We start from the raw sequence: 15,935 nt of genomic DNA, 5'->3' as shown, positions 1-15,935 counted from the left end.
AGGACCGGCGGCGGCGAGGTGCGCTTCTCCTCGTTCGGTGTGCGGGACGGCGCCCGGCATGTCCGGGCACTGTCACACTGCGTCTGCGTCGTACGTATTGCGTTGTGCTACCACACTACAAAGCGGCGGTGACAGTCCGCACGTACAGCAAAGGGAGCGGCTCCCTTCGTATGGGAACCGCTCCCTCCACGGCGTCTTACTTGGCGCCCGCCGCACCACGGCGGATGCCGAGGCGGTCGACCAGCGCACGGAAGCGCTGGATGTCCTTCTTGGCCAGGTACTGCAGCAGGCGGCGGCGCTGGCCGACCAGGATCAGCAGACCACGGCGGGAGTGGTGGTCGTGCTTGTGGGTCTTGAGGTGCTCGGTCAGGTCGGAGATGCGGCGGGACAGCAGCGCGACCTGGACCTCGGGGGAGCCGGTGTCGCCCTCCTTGGTACCGAATTCGGTGATGATCTGCTTCTTCGTAGCGGCGTCGAGCGACACGCGTACTCCTCGTGGTCTTCGGAGTGCCACCGAGTGCCCCTGGTCGTCTTCTCAGGGGAGCTTCCGTGACTCGGGAGGCGGGGATCCGCTGGGCGCGGCCTCCAGGTCCCTGGACGCCCCTGGTGCAGGACTGGGGGCGGGCTCCGGAGGTGCGTACACAAACGGCCGTCCCACAGCGTACCAGCCTGGACGGACGCGTTTGGCCGCGGCCCGCCCGCGCACACCGGCCGAGGGAAGGGTACGGGCGGAGCACCGCTCAGTCGTCCGCCGTCGATCGCTTGACCGCCCAGACGACGAGGACGACGACCACGACGGCGACCAGGACCCACAGCCACGTCGTTCCTCCGCCGCCCGTGCCGCCGTGGTGGTAGTGGGAGTGGTACCGGCCGCGCCGCCCCCCGGCCGCGGCCGCATACGCCAGGTTGAGAGTCATGGCCGGGAATGTAGTGGCACCGCGTGATGGCATGGGCATGGCTATGAGAGTTGTGACAGCCGTGTGACACTCTGTTATGGGGCCGTCGTCTCCGTCCACCGGCAGACGGCGTCCGGCGACCACAAGTAATGTGGTCGGTCGCTCGGTGGCACATCGCGAAAGGACCACTCCACCATGGCTGATGCCCTGGAGAAGAACGTCAGGGAACGCAAGGAGCGGGAGAAGAACGAGCTCTACGCCCTCGACATCTCGGGGGTCGAGTGGCACAGCGCACCGGGGACCGAGGAGCACGAGGAGCGGGTCGAGATCGCCTATCTGCCGGGCGGCGCCGTGGCCATGAGATCGTCCCTGGATCCCGGCACCGTGCTGCGGTACACGGAGGCGGAGTGGCGGGCCTTCGTGCTGGGTGCGCGGGACGGGGAGTTCGATCTGGAGCCGGCGCCGCACAACGGGGGGCTCGCGGCGGAGTGACGGGAGCACGAGAGGGACGGCGCGCGCTGCGCCGTCCCTCTTCCGCCGTGGCGTCCGTCAGTGAGCCACCCCGGCGCTCCCCAGGCCGATCGCCGCCTGCGCCTTGTGCCACTTCCCGTCGGCGGTCAGTTCCCGCTTGGCGAAGAAGACCCTGCCCTGCTCGACGATGATGTCGGACTGTTCCGGATCGCTCAGGTTCCCGTCGTCGTCGTCCGGCAGATTGAAGAGCAGGAACGGTGTCTCCTCGTCCGTGCCCGGATTCCAGCTCACCACGGCCGACGGTTCGATGTCGCTGTAGCTCTGCCGGTACACCAGGAGCCGGTCCCCGCTCATCCGCAGCGGAACCACCGGCTCCATGGGACGTCCCTCGAACTTCCGCACCGTCTTCCCGGTCTTGAGGTCGAAGGCCATGATCCAGTTCTCCGGCTGGTCGATCTCGCCGGTCTCCTTGCTCTCGACGTAGACCTGGCTCGCCCCCACGACCATTCCGTCGCAGTACTCCACCTCACCGAAGTACCCCGCCCCGAAGTACCGGTCGCCGCACTTGGGGTCGTAGCGCCCGCCCATGGAGACCGTGGCCAGGTGCCTTCCGTGGCGGTCGAGCGTGATCAGGTCGGTGACCAGGCTGTCCCCGGCCGCGACGGCCAGCACCGGCGGGTCCGACGAGGGCAGATAGACGTCCTGGACCCCTCCGGCGACCTTGTACGTCCACTCGGCCCTGCCCGTGCGCGGGTCGAGCCTCTGCACCTTGTAGGTGGTGCCGGACGGCCCCCCGCAGCTTTCCAGGGCGAGCAGCGCGCGTCCGCCGGCGAACCCCTTGTCCTCGCACGCGGAGACGGTGGTGCCGTTCCAGAGCTGCCTGCCGTCCCTCATGTCGTACGCGACCGAACCGTGTCCCCAGGCCACGGCCACCACGCCGCGGGTCAGGGTCAGGTTCGTGTTCGTCACATAGGCGAAGTCCGCCGAGGGCATCTTCTTCTGCCAGAGCTTCCTGCCGGTGTTCAGGTCGAAGAACACCACCTCGTCGCACACGCCCTGAGCGCTGGTCCCCTTGCGTTGGCCGGGCTGCACGACGACCGCCGTGCGACCGTCGACGGTGACGTGGCCGCTGGTGGCGCAGATGTGGCCGTCCAGCTTGAGGGTCCATGCCTTCTCGTCGTAGTGGGGCTCGATCTTGAGCCCCACCACGGTGTCGGCGATGCCCTTGGCGAAGATCCTGCCCGTGGCCCAGGTGCCGGGCGCGTACCGCGGGGCGGGGTCGGTGGACTTGGGGAGGTTCTCCTCGGAGTGGTCGATCACCACCTGGCCCTCGGGGGTGACCGGGATCTTCTCGACGGTCTCCCTGATCTCGTCGGGGCCCGGGGCCGCGGCCGACGCCTTGCCCCCGGCCGGCCCGCCCTCGCCCGGGCTGGACAGCAGGAGCCAGCCGCCCGCGCACACCACGGTGAGCAGGACGGCCGCCCCCGCGCCGAACAGCCGTATGCGGCGCTTGTTGCGCTGGTCGTCCGCCGCCAGCGCGGACTGCGTGTAGATGGACGGAGGCGGGCCGTAGCTCACGCGGAGATTCCCTTCTTCGACGGCTGCCTCCCTCCGGCAGCCGTCATCCAGCCGTGAAAACACGGGTGTTGACGCGTCGGCGCGTCGGCGCTTGAGGCGTGGAGGTCTGACGCGTAGACCGTGGAACGGGCCTGGTCAGCCGGTCATCGACCGGACGGTCGCGTACACGTCGAAGACGGCGAGCGCCAGCGGCACCAGCGTGAGCAGCACGAAGCTCTCGGCGATCTCCAGGAAACGTCCCCAGAAGGGGGTCAGGCCGCGGCGCGGGACGATCAGGCCGATCGCGGTGATGAGCGCGGCCGCCGCTGCGATCGCCGCGACGAGCCAGATCGTGCGGATGTCGAGGCCGGTGCGGGCCCCTGTGAGGGCCTCGCGGACCAGCGCGTCCGGCGGGTCGAGCGCCAGACCGAGGCCGAGCAGCACCAGGGAGGCGAGGCCCGCGCCCAGGACGGCGGCGACCTGCGCGGTGTAGCGGAAGAGATGGGCGCGCATCGCCAGCGCGACACCGGTCGCAAGGGCGAGCAACTGGGGCCAGACGTCACCGGAGAAGCCGAGGACGGCCGAGGCCGCGACCGCGACCATCGCACAGCCGCCGACCAGGCCGACCAGGAGTTCATGGCCGCGCCGGGCCTGGGCGGCGACGCGCTCGGCGTCGACCGGCTCCTGGAGAGCGGGGTCCGCGCCGTACGCGCTGCGCGGAGCGGTGTCCGGGGCGTCGAAACCGATCGGAAGGCGGGCGAAGCGCATCGACAGGCCCGGCAGGAAGCCCAGGGCTCCCACGGCGATCGGCGCGCACAGCGCAGCGATCTCGGAGGCGCTCCAGTGCTCCAGGATCGCGGTGAACACCACGACCAGGCCGATGGCGGACGCGAAGACGACGGCGACGAACGGGCCGTCCCCGCTCGGCGAGCACAGGGTGAGGAGGACCGCGGCCAGGAGCACCGCCGCACAGGCGAGGAGGAACTGCAGCTTGCCGATGCCCTGGCCGTCGGCGAGCGGCAGGAGTCCGGAGCCCGCCACCCCCAGGTTGGGCAGGGCGCCGAGTCCCAGGGCGACGGCCGAGGAGCGGTCGTCGTAGATCCGGGCCCGTACGCAGGCGAGAACGACCAGGAGCACGCCGGCGATCGCGGCGAGGATGCCGGGCAGGCCGTGCATGTCGTGGCGCGGGTCGGCGGTCCAGGCCACGAAGGCGAGCAGTAGCGGCAGGACGCCGCCCCCGACGAGGCCCGCGGCCCGTGTCAGATCACCGTCCCACAGCATGTGGTCCCGTGTGACGGCCGAGGCGACCGCTTCGGACACGTCGTCGAAGACGGCTGGAGGCAGCGACTCGGAGAAGGGGCGCAGCGCGAGCAGTTCACCGTCGAGGATGCGCTGGGCGGCGAAGGACCGGGAGCTGTCGAGGACGGTGCCGTCCCGGCGTACGAGGTGGTAGCCGACCGGGGCGCCCTCGGCGGGGCTCTGCCGGGACAGCCGCAGGATCTCCGGATAGATGTCGGCGACCGGGACGTCGTCGGGCAGCGCCACGTCGATCCGGCTGTCGGGCGCGACGATCGTGACCCGGCAGAAGCCGAGCCCCGTGCCCACCCCGGAAGACGCTCCCGTACCGGGCCCTCCTCCGGTGGCCGCCGTGGAGGCCGTCATGCTCACCTGCTGCTCCCCCTCAGTGATGGTTCCGCGTCTGCGGCATCGGTGATGTCCGCGACCGGTCCGCCGGCCCAACTCGCGTGTGCGCACGCGAACATCCGGCACCCTACCGCCCCCTCGTCCCGCGTGCAGTCAGTAGGATCACGCGGCGGCCTGCGTCCGCCTGACACGGGGCGGCGGACGAACTCTGGGGGCCCGTCGAGGGAATTGGTGAGCAGTGAGCCACATCGTCGTGAAGCGTCCGCCTCGGTCGCTGCCGTCCGAAGTGCCCACGGGTGAGATCGTCCTGCAGCCTCCGCCCGAATTGCCGCGGGGGCATCAGGAGAGCGTTCTGATGCAACTGCTGCCGACGCTCGGCATGGGCGGCTCCGTGGTCTTCTTCTTCACGAACGGACAGCCGTTCATGAAGATCATGGGCATGGTGATGATCGCCTCGACGGTGGCGATGTCCATCGCCATGGTGGTCCGCTTCCGCCGCGGCTCGCAGGGGCAGTTGGCGGACATGCGCCGCGACTACCTGAGCTATCTGGCGCAGACCCGGCGCACCGTCCTGGACACCGCGAGGACGCAGCGCGACGCCCAGTACTACCTGCACCCCTCCCCCGACCAGCTGTGGGCCCTGATCGCCGAGGGCAGCCGCGTGTGGGAACGACGCCCGGGCGACGAGGACTTCGCCCAGGTCCGCATCGGCCTCGGCGCGCAGTCGCTCGCCACCCCGCTCGTCGCGCCCGAGGCCGCCCCGGTCGAGCAGCTGGAACCGCTGACGGCGGGCGCCATGCAACGCTTCCTGGCCGCCCACGGGACCCTGGACGACCTGCCGATGGCGGTCTCCCTGCGCGCCTTCTACCACGTCACGATCAGCGGTGACGCGCAGTCGGCACGGTCCTCCGCGCGCGCCATGGCCGGGTCGCTGGCGGCGCTGCACTCCCCCGAGGACCTGATCATCGCGGTCGCCGCGGGACGGGAGGCACTGGCGCACTGGGAGTGGGCGAAGTGGCTGCCGCACGTGCAGGCGCCCGGTGCGGTGGACGGCGCGGGCAGCCGCCGGCTGATCGACGGCGACTCGCGCGAGCTGGAGGACCTCCTCGCCTCCCGGCTGACCGGCCGCCCGCGCTTCCACCCGAACGCGGCGCCGCTGCCGGACGAGCCGCACATCGTCGTCGTACTGGACGGCGTTTCACCGGCCCCGGACTCGGTGCTGGCCAACCCCGAGGGGCTGCAGGGTGTGACCGTCCTCGAGGTCGCCCCCGGCGAGCCGACCGGGGCCGACGGTGACCTCTCCATCGTCGTACGCCCCGGCGCGCTGCATCTGGAGTCGGCGCACGGTGCGGTCTACGAGGGCACTCCCGACGCGCTCTCCTACGAGTCCGCCGAGGCCCTGGCCCGTCAGCTGGCGCCGCTGCGGGTGGCCTCCGGCGGGGACGACGAACCGCTGCTCGCCAACCTGGAGTTCACCGACCTGCTCAACCTCGGTGACGCGGCCTCGGTCGACACCAAGCGCACCTGGAGGCCGCGTTCGCTGGCCGAGCGGCTGCGCGTACCGATCGGCGTCGGCGAGGACGGCCGGCCCGTCATGCTGGACCTCAAGGAGGCCGCGCAGGAGGGCATGGGCCCGCACGGGCTGTGCGTGGGTGCCACCGGTTCCGGCAAGTCGGAGCTGCTGCGCACGCTGGTGCTCGGCCTCGCGGTCACACATTCGTCGGAGACCCTGAACTTCGTACTGGCGGACTTCAAGGGCGGTGCGACCTTCGCCGGCATGGCTGCGATGCCGCACGTGGCGGCGGTCATCACCAACCTGGCCGACGATCTCACGCTGGTCGACCGCATGGGCGACTCCATCCGCGGGGAGCTCAACCGCCGCCAGGAGATGCTGCGCGACGCGGGCAACTACGCCAACATCCACGATTACGAGAAGGCGCGGGCGGCGGGTGCGCCGCTGCAGCCGATCCCCTCCCTCGTGCTCGTCATCGACGAGTTCAGCGAACTGCTGACGGCGAAGCCGGACTTCATCGAGATGTTCGTGCAGATCGGCCGTATCGGCCGCTCGCTCGGCGTGCACCTGCTCCTGGCGTCCCAGAGGCTGGAGGAAGGCCGGCTGCGCGGCCTGGAGACATACCTGTCGTACCGGATCGGCCTGCGGACCTTCTCGGCGGCGGAGTCACGGGCCGCGCTGGGCGTGCCGGACGCGTACCAGCTCCCGAACGTCCCGGGTTCCGGCTTCCTGAAGTTCGGCACGGACGAAATGGTGCGGTTCAAGGCGGCGTACGTCTCGGGCGTCTACCGATCGGGCGGCCGGCAGGCGGGGCCGGGCGGCGGCGCGCTGCCGGTGGACCGGCGGCCGGTGCTGTTCACGGCGGCGGAGGTACCCGTCCGGTACGTGCCGGTGCCTCGGCAGCGCACGGACACGGCCGACGTCGACGAGGCGCTCGCGGACACGGTGCTCGATGTGATCGTGCGCCGGCTGGAGGCACAGGGCCCTGCGGCGCACCAGGTGTGGCTGCCGCCGCTGGACAGCCCGCCGTCGCTGGACGAGCTCCTGCCCGGGCTCACCGCGGTGCAGGGCCGCGGGCTCACGCAGCCCGACTACGAGGGCGCGGGCCGTCTGATCGTGCCCATCGGCCTGGTGGACAAGCCGTACGAGCAGCGCCGTGACGCCCTCTGGGCGGACTTCTCCGGCGCGGCCGGCCATATGCAGATCCTCGGCGGCCCGCGGTCCGGCAAGTCGACGCTGCTGCGCTCGCTCATCTGCTCCTTCGCCCTCACCCACACGCCCTACGAGGTCCAGTTCTACGGCCTCGACTTCGGCGGTGGAGGCATGGCGGCGGTGGCCGGCCTGCCCCACGTGGGCGGGGTGGCCTCGCGACTGGACCCGGAGCGGGTACGGCGGACGGTGGCCGAGGTGTACGGCGTGCTGACGCGCCGCGAGGAGTACTTCCGCTCGTCGGGCCTCTCATCGATCGCGGAGTACCGGGCAAGGCGGGCCCGCGGCGACATCCCGGTAGCCAGCCAACCGTGGGGCGATGTCTTCCTGGTCATCGACGGCTGGGGCAACTTCCGCGCGGAGTACGAGGCGATGGACCAGGTCATCCTGGACATCGCGGCGCGAGGGCTCGGCTACGGCGTCCACCTGATCCTGACGGCCTCGCGTTCCATGGAGATCCGATCCGCCCTGAAGGACCACCTGATGAACCGGCTGGAGCTGCGGCTCGGCGACACGATGGATTCCGAGCTGGACCGGAAGGTGGCCGCCAACGTGCCCGCGGGCGTGCCCGGTCGCGGGCAGTCGCCGCAGAAGCTGCACTTCATGGCGGCGGTACCGCGCATCGACGGTCTGACGTCCGACACAGACCTTGCCGACGCCACTCAGGCGCTGGCGACGGAGGTCTCCCGCCACTGGCAGGCGCCCGGCGCGCCCGAAGTGCGGCTGCTGCCCCGCGAGTTCGCCGCCGAGCAGTTGCCTGCGGGTGACCGCTTCCCGCGGCACGGCGTCGCGTTCGGACTGGACGAGGACAACCTCGAACCGGTGTTCGTCGACTTCGAGCAGGACCCGTTCTTCCTCGTCTTCGGCGAGAGCGAGTCGGGCAAGTCGAACCTGCTGCGGCTGCTGATCAAGCAGCTGACGGAGCGCTACCCGGGCGACGAGTGCAAGCTGTTCATCGTGGACAACCGGCGTTCCCTGCTGGACGTGACACCCGCGAGCCACCTGGCGGAGTACATCCCCATGTCCAACGCCATGGACCACCACATGACCGCCCTGGCCAACCTGATGCAGCGCCGCACACCGACCGCGGACGTCACCGCACAGCAGTTGCGGGACCGCAGTTGGTGGCAGGGGCCGACGGTGTTCGTCGTCATCGACGACTACGACCTCGTGTCGACGTCGAGTGGCAACCCGCTGGCGGGACTGACGGAACTGCTGCCGTTCGCCCGGGACGTGGGCGTGCGGTTCATCATCGCGCGGTCCTCGGCCGGCGCGGGCCGGGCCTCGTACGAGCCGTTCATGCAGCGGATCAAGGAGCTGGGCGCCCAGGGCGTGGTGCTGGCCGGCGACCCCGGGGAGGGGGACATCCTCGGCGGGGTACGGCCGCGGCCGATGCCTGCGGGGCGGGGGGTCTTCGTTTCACGGCGGCGGGGGAAGCCGTTGGTTCAGGTGGGGCTGGTGGCGGAGTAACGATATTGATGCGCAAACTGATGGGACTCGGTCAGTTCCGGCCGATAGATTCGCGACACTCCCCGTCCGCACGGGGTCAGGACCGGGGGAACACCCGGGCCTCATGGGGCAGCGTTTTCTTACAGGACGTCATATTTGCACGATCCTTGTCACGTTCCGATTATCCATCTGAATGTTTGCCTTTCAGCGTGTCCCTTTCCTTGATCACTTGGGGTGGATTCCGTAATGACCAAAGCCCGCTTGACCCTGACAACCTGGGGCCTCTCGGCCGCAGCCGCCGGCGTACTACTCGTTGGCTGCTCGGCCTCGGTCCACGTCGAAAGGTCCACGCCGCGGATGTCTGCCGACAAGCTGGCCACCATGCTCGCCGAAAGGCTTGCTGCCACGACGGGTCAGCCGAAGCCGCACATCACTTGTCCCGAGGACCTCGTAGGCAAGGTCGGTACCACCACCCGATGCAAGCTCACAGCGGAGGATGGAAGCACCTTGGGCATATCAGTCACGGTGTCCTCTGTCGATGGAGACCAGATCAACTTCGACTTCAAGGCCGACGACACAGCGTCCCCGGCTGTGAACTGACCCCACGATGTTCTGCACCAGGGCTCGGATAGTGTTCCGTGAGGTCTCGCCGGATTTCACCAACTCGTAACTGTGCAGGTCAAGGCAGAGCCGCAGGATCTGCTGCCGAGGTGCCGAGCTTGGGTAGGGTCTGTCCAGCCAACGGTGTAACTCGGGTGGTGTGAGTTACTGACATTGTTGCCGTGATGTCGTCAAGGTGAGGCCGGTTTCGGCGAGACATCCGTCGATGAGGTTGCTGCGGTACTGGATCTGGCGGAGACCGTGGCGAAGCGCGCTCATGAGGTGGTCCGGGTTGGTGAATGCGGTGTTGGCCTGGCTGCTGCGTCGCAGCAGTGACCAGATGCCCTCGACGGGGTTGAGGTCGGGTGCATAGGACGGCAGGAAGTAGCAGGTGATCCAATCGTGAGTGTCAATGAACTCCCGCAGCCGATGGTCTTTGTGGACGTTCAGGTTGTCCCACACCAGCACGATCGGTGCGCCAAGCTGCTGGTGGGCGGCGATGAGCAGGTCGCGGTAGTCGGTCCAGGTGAAACTGCGTCTGCCGCCCCGCTTGTGATCGACGTGGCGTTTGGGCCGGTAGACCAGGCGTGAGCGTTCACCCTGCTTGTAGCAGGCCAGGGCGGCGATGGAGAAGCGGCGCTGGGAACGTCCCCGCACCCGGATGACGGGTGTGTGGCCGCGCCGGGCCCAGGTGCGGGCGGTGGGCGGCGTCATCGAGAAGCCGGCCTCGTCTTCGAAGCACAGCCAGGCCCCGAGCGCCGCCACGGACCTTCCACCTGCGGCCAGGTTCCCTTCACCCAGCCGGTGACGGCGTCCTCGTCCCGCTCTACCGCGCGGCGGGCGGGGACCTGATGGCTGAAACCGTGGCGGTGCAGCATCTGCGCGATGGCCGACAGCGTCATGCTCTTGTGGAACCGGCGCCCGATCAGCGTCTTGATCCGCGCGAGCGTCCACGTCTGGTCCGGCCAGCCGTGCGCTACCGGCCCCCTGGCCAGCTCCTGCTCGAGCGCCGCAAACAGTGCCTCACTCAGCTTGGGCTGGGACGCCTGCCCCTTCGACTCCAGGGCCGGTGTTCCGCCGTGCTCCCATGCCTGGTGCCACCGCTGTATCGACCGCACGCTGACACGTAACTGCCTGGCGATAGCTGCATTGTCGTGTTCCAGGGCGAACAACTCGGCCGCCTGCATCCGGATGTGCTCGCGAAACGCCCGTCGCTCCGCGGTCAGCCCGCCCCCTTGCGGATACCTCATGTGACCGGCCTACTGCGACAAGCACAGCTTGTCGACCCCCACGACATCACGCCAGCAAGGTCAGTAGCGGCGGCCGACGGAGAGTCGGCCGTCGAAGGCGATGTCGAAGGCCTGCAGGGCGGGCTTCCAGCGCATGGTCCAGCGTTTGCGTCCCTGGCCGGTGGGGTCCAGGCTCATGACGGCCATGTAGACGCATTTGAGGGCTGCGGCCTCGTTCGGGAAGTGGCCGCGGGCCCGGACGGCTTTTCGTATGCGAGCGTTGACCGACTCGATCGCATTGGTGGTGCAGACGACACGGCGGATCTCGGTGTCGAACTGGAGGAACGGTACGAACTCGGCCCAGGCGTTCTCCCAAAGCCGCACGATCGCCGGATATTTGGCGCCCCACTCCTCCTGAAACTCCAGGAACCGGTCTTCCGCCGCACTCGCGGTCGGAGCGGTGTAGACCGGCTTGAGCGCGCGGGAGATCTTGTCCCAGTCCTGGCGGCCCGCGTAGCGGAACGAGGCCCGGATCAGGTGAACGACGCAGGTCTGGGTCACCGCCTGGGGCCAGACCGCCGAGATCGAGTCGGGCAGGCCCTTGAGCCCGTCGCAGACGACCATGCACACGTCCTCGACGCCGCGGTTCTTGATCTCGGTCAGGACCTGGAGCCAGTACTTGGCGCCTTCGCCGCCATCGCCGGCCCACAGACCGAGAATGTCGCGCGTGCCGTCCACCGTTACCGCGAGTGCGACGTAGATCGGCCGGTTCGCCACCTGCCCGTCTCGCACCTTCACGTGCACGCAGTCGATGAAGATCACCGGATAGACCGGGTCCAGCGGCCGGTTCTGCCACTCGGCCATCCCGTCCATGATCTTGTCGGTGATGGTCGAGATGGTCTGCTTGGACACGCTCGCGCCATAGACCTCGGCCAGGTGGGCGGAGATGTCACCGTGCGTCAGACCACGCGCGGACAGCGACAGGACCATCTCGTCGACACCGGTCAGCCGCCGCTGCCGCTTCTTGATGATCTGCGGCTCGAAGCTGCCGTCGCGATCACGCGGCACCGTGATCTCCACCGGACCGACGTCGGTCAGCACGGTCTTGGACCGGGCCCCATTACGGCTGTTGCCGCTACCGGCACCGGCCGGGTCGTGCTTCTCATAGCCGAGGTGGTCGGTGATCTCGCCTTCGAGAGCGGACTCCAACACGCGCTTGGTGGCCTGCTGCAACAGCCCGCCCTCGCCGGTCAGCTGCAGGCCGCTCGCGCGGGCCCGGTCGACCAACTGCCCGATCAACTGCTCGTCTAGCACGTCCGCCTGCAACTCGGCCGGCCAGACCTCTTCAACCGCCTCGGCAGAGACAGTCACGTCGCTCATCAGGTGCTACTTCCATGATCGGGAGTTACACCGAAGACCGTACAGACCCGGCGGGCCACGCGCCGGTGGTGAAGAGCTGCTCCAGCGTCCAGTCCCCACTTTTCAACGGTGGACAGGTAGGACTGGACGACGGCGAAGTCGGCCGGGCCCTGTTGCGTTCTCCAGCAGCCGCCAGAGGTGCGTTGCTGGACCGTGACGGGCTTTTGGTCCCTCTCGGCCAAGTTGTTCGAGAAGGGGACCGCGCAAGACCTGAGGATGAGGTCGTCAACGCACTCAAAGCGCCGGATAAGTGTCCGAGCTTCGTCGGCGGGGGCCGCACCAGCCGGTGGTAGCGGTGCGGCCGTGGGCGAGTGCGCCGAGGCAGCGGTTGCAGATCTTTGCCGGTCGTGCGCGGTCAGGGCGTCCAGACCGCAGGCGCCGGCTTGCTCAGCGGCGTGCTCGGCGTCCAGCAAGATGTCGGCCGTGCCAGGCCCCCAGCTGGCTGGCGGGGTCGCAGTCGTGGATGGAGCGCAGGTCGCGCAGCAGGCGCCACACCATGCGTGCAGAACATGGTCGAGGTGGGTGCAGCCGTCGCGGACCAGCACGGCGTCGGAGGCGGGTCAGATGCCTCCAACGTCGATAGTGCCCTTGGTACGGTCCCCGACGTGCACGCGGTGGGCGGCGAGACCCGACGTTTACGCCCCCTGGGCTTGCCTGGGCGTGGGCACCGGCCTCGCCGCGAGACATCCCTGGTGACCACCTGTCAGAGCAGCGGATGAGAAACTGGCTTGGGCAAATGATTCGACGACTACTGGCCCCCGATCGGTTGACCGGCGGAAGCGCTCCCTACCGCTTATGGAGGTAGGCAAGTTGCTAGCCTGGCCAGTGCACGCCAATCGAGCGCACTGGGGGGCAGGGACTCATGACAGAGCCCGTCGGAGAGCAGTATGGGGGCAACCGCGAAGCTGCACATACCATCGGCATGCAGCTGAATCAGTATCCCGCCGATTCCGGGGGTTCCTCGGGGGCTCCCTGGGGTGGCCAGAAGGACCTGGCGTCGAGTCCCTCAGAGAAGCAGGCCGCCGCACGGGCCATCGAGGATCACATCGAACCTGACGCCAAGAAGGCCGGCGACTGGGCGGACGGCGAGACGAACGCCCTCGTGAAGGAGTTCCAAGCCAAAGACGGGGACGGATGGCTCACGTCGAGAGCCGTCAAGAGCGCCCACAAGACGTGGGGCGAGCAAGTTCAAAACCTGATGAACCGGCTCGCGTCTGAAAAAGCTGCACTGCGGGCGACCAACACCGTGCTGCAGAGCACGGACCTCGGGGTCGGATCGGGAGTTCGCGCGTCCTCGTCGCTCGACGAATTCTGATCACATCAGGCCCGGACTATGGGGCCGCAACGTCATCCGGACACGCCATCACACGCAACGGGGACTCATGCCGACGTACCACGAGATCATGACGACCGACCTGTCCGCACTCACCACGGCCGCCGAACGCTGGGATGGCATGGCGAAAGAGTTCCACAAGCAGGAGACGGCGTACAGGCGGGATGTGCACGGCATATCCATGGGGCGGACCTGGACGGGCCTGAGCGCGGACGCCGCCAACAAGCGCTTCGACATCACGTTGAAGGAATTCCAGAAGGCCCAGGTCGAGGCGAAGGCCATCGCCTGCCTCTTCCGGGACGCGCACACACACTTCACAAGCCTGCGTGGCAAGCTCGAATCGGCTCGAAAGGACGCCGCGGAAGCGGGCATGAAGGTGTCCGACCAGGGGCTGGTGTCCTTCGACGCCGACAAGCTGAGCCAGGCCGAGCGCACGGCCTGGGTCCACGATCCCGACTACCAGGAAAGCGTCCGCGGGTCCGTCAGCTCCTGGCAACAACTTATCGATCAGTGCGTGAAGAACGTGAGCGACGCCGACAAGGATGTTCAGACCGCGCTACAGGCCGCGGTGGTTGACGGCGACCTCGCCGACGGCACGCTCACCGGCTTCAACGGGCAGGCACAGGGCGACATTGACGCGTACGCGAACCAGAAGCCCGTAGGCATGAAGACCGACGGTTGGGTCGCCGAAGGAAAGGCCAAGCTGACCGGTCCCGGTGCTGGCTTCTCCGTCACCACTGACCCCAAGTATGGCAAGGAGGGATCAGTCAAGGCGTACGCCGACCTCTTCCACGCGACCGCGGAAGGGACGCTGACCAATGGAGACTGGAAGCTTGCCGGGATAGCCGACGGCTATGGGGGAGCCAGGTCCACTGCGAACTACGGATTCAACAACAAGGGCGTCGTGGGCAAGGCCGAGGCGTCCGTGGGGCTGCGGGCATTGGCCGAAGGCCGGACCGAGTACGGACCCTACGCCGGTGTCTACGGGCGAGCCGACGGATTCGCCGGTGCCGAGGCGGGGATCAACGTTAAGGCGACCAAGGACGAGCTCACCGTTGGCGCGAAGGCGTTTGCCGGGGCGAAAGGCAGCGTCGCCGGAGGTGGGGAGGTCGCCGGCATCGGTGTCGGGGCGACGGCCGAGGGGTGGGCCGGTCCCGGTGCGGAGGCGTGGTGGGGCTACAAGAGAGACGACGACGGCAAGTTCCACCTCGGCGGTAAGGCCGGCGTCTCGCCCGTCCTCGGCGGTGCAGCGGGAGTCGAGATCACTGTCGATCCGGACAAACTGAGCAAGACCGTTGGCGATGCGGCCGACGCGGTGGGCGACGCGGTCGACTCGGTCGGCGACAGCATCGGCTCCGTCAAGGACAGCGTCACCAACTGGTTCTGATCTACTTTCCCCTGGAAGGAGGGCCCGCAATGCCCACGACACTGCCGATGCCCATCGAGTTCCGATTGCCGGAGGGCTGGCTCCCGGCCCGTCCGAAAGGGGTCGATGCCGTCGGCGTGGCCTTCGCTGCGGTGCACCCGCAGCCGGATGCCGGGTTTGCCGCAAACATCACCATCGACTTCGAGGTGCCATCGGACACGGTGACGCTGGCCGACCTCGCGGACCAGTCGGTGGAGCGCCTGCGCGAGGTCGCCGAGTCGGTGGTGTTGGCACACCGCCGTGAGCTTGGCTCCGCCGACGCGCCCGCCCTGACCCAGCGGCTGACATTCTCCACCGTCATCGACGGCGTGCGTCGCGATCTCGTCCAGACACATGTGTACTTGTCCCTCTCGGACGTCGAAGATCCACACAAGCGTGCCGTGATCCGGCTGGCTCTGACCGCCACTGCAGCCCAGCACGACGCCGTCCTGGGAGACTTTCAGGACTTTGTTCGCACGGTTCGCCCGGACAATGGGGCGGGGGCTTAGCGGTGGAGAATCTTTGGGACAAACTGACCGGGACCAAGCACCCCGACAGCAGTGTGGCACCGCTGCCGAACATGCAGCTCCGGGCCGCGCTGCTGGCGCTCAACGGGCCAGACGTGCCGTACCGCGTGCGCAATGCTCTCCCTGCGGAGAGGGCTGACCTGGTGGCGGAGTGTGAGATACGGCGGGTGGGCGTGAGGCTCAAGACCCGGATGCGCCTGATTCCTGAGAAGCGGGAGGTGCGTTTCCTCGCTGAGCGGTGGGAGAACCGTTCGTCCGACAATGCCAATGCACAGTATGGACGTGGAAACGCGCCTGCGGTGTACCGGCACTGGGAGGTCGAGCAGGGCCCCGATGGCCGTCGGCACAAGGTCGAGACGTTCCGCTTCGACACCCGAGAGATGACGGACCCTCTACGAAACACGGTCCTCGGCGCCGGATGGACCTGGCGGGGAGTGTTGTTCCGGCTGTGAGACCGGGCCGGTGAGAAACCGGGTCTTCGAAGTTGAGCGGTCGCCAGCCGTTCGCGAGATGAATCCGTTCCAACCCGGCGCGGATAGGAACTGAGCCCAGCCCCCGGACCTGGCAACGCCGCCGATCATCGTCTCGCTCATCAGCCACATCGCCCTGCCACCAGGACGCTTGCACCGCTCAACTTCGAAGATCGAGAGACGGCGCTGGACAAACATCCCCAGCCACTCGCT

The 15,935-nt window shown here is 68.5% G+C and carries 13 protein-coding genes and 1 pseudogene; 7 read left to right on the top strand and 7 right to left on the bottom strand.

Going from position 1 to position 15,935, the window contains the following annotated elements:
- Window positions 1-196: 196 nt before the first annotated feature.
- Together rpsO and ACZ79I_RS29350 are read right to left on the bottom strand one after the other, a co-directional pair.
- On the bottom strand, window positions 197-484 hold the full coding sequence (gene rpsO / locus ACZ79I_RS29355; protein WP_100571636.1) for a 30S ribosomal protein S15: 288 nt from the start codon (window positions 482-484) through the stop codon (window positions 197-199).
- Between the two features lie 256 nt (window positions 485-740).
- Window positions 741-917, bottom strand: coding sequence for a hypothetical protein (locus ACZ79I_RS29350; RefSeq protein ID WP_471501037.1), 177 nt, complete (start codon window positions 915-917; stop codon window positions 741-743).
- Window positions 918-1,091: 174 nt separating this feature from the next.
- Between ACZ79I_RS29350 and ACZ79I_RS29345 the strand changes: the two genes are divergently transcribed.
- Window positions 1,092-1,388 (top strand): DUF397 domain-containing protein, encoded by a 297-nt coding sequence (locus ACZ79I_RS29345; protein WP_471501035.1) that lies wholly within the window; start codon window positions 1,092-1,094, stop codon window positions 1,386-1,388.
- Window positions 1,389-1,445: 57 nt separating this feature from the next.
- Here the strand turns inward: ACZ79I_RS29345 and ACZ79I_RS29340 are convergent, their stop codons facing one another.
- Both ACZ79I_RS29340 and eccD read right to left on the bottom strand, forming a co-directional pair.
- Complete coding sequence (locus ACZ79I_RS29340) at window positions 1,446-2,945, bottom strand: outer membrane protein assembly factor BamB family protein (protein ID WP_471501033.1); 1,500 nt, start codon at window positions 2,943-2,945, stop codon at window positions 1,446-1,448.
- Between the two features lie 135 nt (window positions 2,946-3,080).
- Entirely contained in the window at window positions 3,081-4,586 is a 1,506-nt protein-coding gene (gene eccD / locus ACZ79I_RS29335; RefSeq protein WP_471505306.1) for a type VII secretion integral membrane protein EccD, read from the bottom strand.
- Window positions 4,587-4,806: 220 nt separating this feature from the next.
- Between eccD and eccCa the strand changes: the two genes are divergently transcribed.
- Window positions 4,807-8,760 (top strand): type VII secretion protein EccCa, encoded by a 3,954-nt coding sequence (gene eccCa / locus ACZ79I_RS29330; protein WP_471501031.1) that lies wholly within the window; start codon window positions 4,807-4,809, stop codon window positions 8,758-8,760.
- Between the two features lie 225 nt (window positions 8,761-8,985).
- The gene (locus ACZ79I_RS29325; RefSeq protein WP_471501029.1) at window positions 8,986-9,339 is read left to right on the top strand and encodes a DUF4333 domain-containing protein; all 354 of its coding nucleotides are present in this window, start codon (window positions 8,986-8,988) and stop codon (window positions 9,337-9,339) included.
- Between the two features lie 165 nt (window positions 9,340-9,504).
- Here ACZ79I_RS29325 and ACZ79I_RS29320 read toward each other — a convergent pair.
- From ACZ79I_RS29320 to ACZ79I_RS29310, 3 genes and pseudogenes are all read right to left on the bottom strand, one after another.
- Window positions 9,505-10,589 (bottom strand): IS630 family transposase gene (locus ACZ79I_RS29320; protein ID WP_471493049.1). Its coding sequence is split into 2 segments (ribosomal slippage): window positions 9,505-10,064 and window positions 10,064-10,589, totalling 1,086 coding nucleotides; the frame shifts between segments, so codons are not numbered across the junction.
- Window positions 10,590-10,649: 60 nt separating this feature from the next.
- Complete coding sequence (locus ACZ79I_RS29315; protein WP_471501027.1) at window positions 10,650-11,948, bottom strand: IS256 family transposase; 1,299 nt, start codon at window positions 11,946-11,948, stop codon at window positions 10,650-10,652.
- Window positions 11,949-11,973: 25 nt separating this feature from the next.
- Window positions 11,974-12,598: pseudogene (locus ACZ79I_RS29310) on the bottom strand (IS66 family transposase); the annotation flags it as partial.
- 311 nt (window positions 12,599-12,909) lie between these two features.
- On the opposite strand from ACZ79I_RS29310, the gene ACZ79I_RS29305 reads away from it, so the two are divergent.
- The 4 genes from ACZ79I_RS29305 to ACZ79I_RS29290 all read left to right on the top strand — a co-directional run bounded on the left by ACZ79I_RS29305 (window position 12,910) and on the right by ACZ79I_RS29290 (window position 15,704).
- Window positions 12,910-13,302: a hypothetical protein gene (locus ACZ79I_RS29305; protein WP_471501025.1), complete on the top strand. Its 393-nt coding sequence runs from the start codon at window positions 12,910-12,912 to the stop codon at window positions 13,300-13,302.
- Between the two features lie 88 nt (window positions 13,303-13,390).
- Window positions 13,391-14,707, top strand: coding sequence for a hypothetical protein (locus ACZ79I_RS29300; RefSeq protein WP_471501023.1), 1,317 nt, complete (start codon window positions 13,391-13,393; stop codon window positions 14,705-14,707).
- Window positions 14,708-14,736: 29 nt separating this feature from the next.
- Window positions 14,737-15,234, top strand: coding sequence for a hypothetical protein (locus ACZ79I_RS29295; protein ID WP_471501021.1), 498 nt, complete (start codon window positions 14,737-14,739; stop codon window positions 15,232-15,234).
- A gap of 2 nt (window positions 15,235-15,236) precedes the next feature.
- A complete protein-coding gene (locus ACZ79I_RS29290) occupies window positions 15,237-15,704 on the top strand; it encodes a hypothetical protein (RefSeq protein ID WP_471501019.1) in 468 nt (155 codons plus the stop codon).
- Window positions 15,705-15,935 lie beyond the last annotated feature (231 nt).

It is taken from the genome of Streptomyces sp. PSU-S4-23, assembly GCF_055632315.1.
Note: the sequence above shows the minus strand (reverse complement) of the source record. Positions and strands in the feature narration are given on the sequence as shown.

What these genes read in the sequence shown, in the direction of transcription:
- ACZ79I_RS29350 (WP_471501037.1), bottom strand. Translation starts at nt 917, where the DNA reads ATGACTCTCAACCTGGCGTATGCGGCCGCGGCCGGGGGGCGGCGCGGC.
- ACZ79I_RS29345 (WP_471501035.1), top strand. Translation starts at nt 1,092, where the DNA reads ATGGCTGATGCCCTGGAGAAGAACGTCAGGGAACGCAAGGAGCGGGAG.
- eccD (WP_471505306.1), bottom strand. Translation starts at nt 4,586, where the DNA reads ATGACGGCCTCCACGGCGGCCACCGGAGGAGGGCCCGGTACGGGAGCG.
- ACZ79I_RS29325 (WP_471501029.1), top strand. Translation starts at nt 8,986, where the DNA reads ATGACCAAAGCCCGCTTGACCCTGACAACCTGGGGCCTCTCGGCCGCA.
- ACZ79I_RS29315 (WP_471501027.1), bottom strand. Translation starts at nt 11,948, where the DNA reads ATGAGCGACGTGACTGTCTCTGCCGAGGCGGTTGAAGAGGTCTGGCCG.
- ACZ79I_RS29305 (WP_471501025.1), top strand. Translation starts at nt 12,910, where the DNA reads ATGCAGCTGAATCAGTATCCCGCCGATTCCGGGGGTTCCTCGGGGGCT.
- ACZ79I_RS29300 (WP_471501023.1), top strand. Translation starts at nt 13,391, where the DNA reads ATGACGACCGACCTGTCCGCACTCACCACGGCCGCCGAACGCTGGGAT.
- ACZ79I_RS29295 (WP_471501021.1), top strand. Translation starts at nt 14,737, where the DNA reads ATGCCCACGACACTGCCGATGCCCATCGAGTTCCGATTGCCGGAGGGC.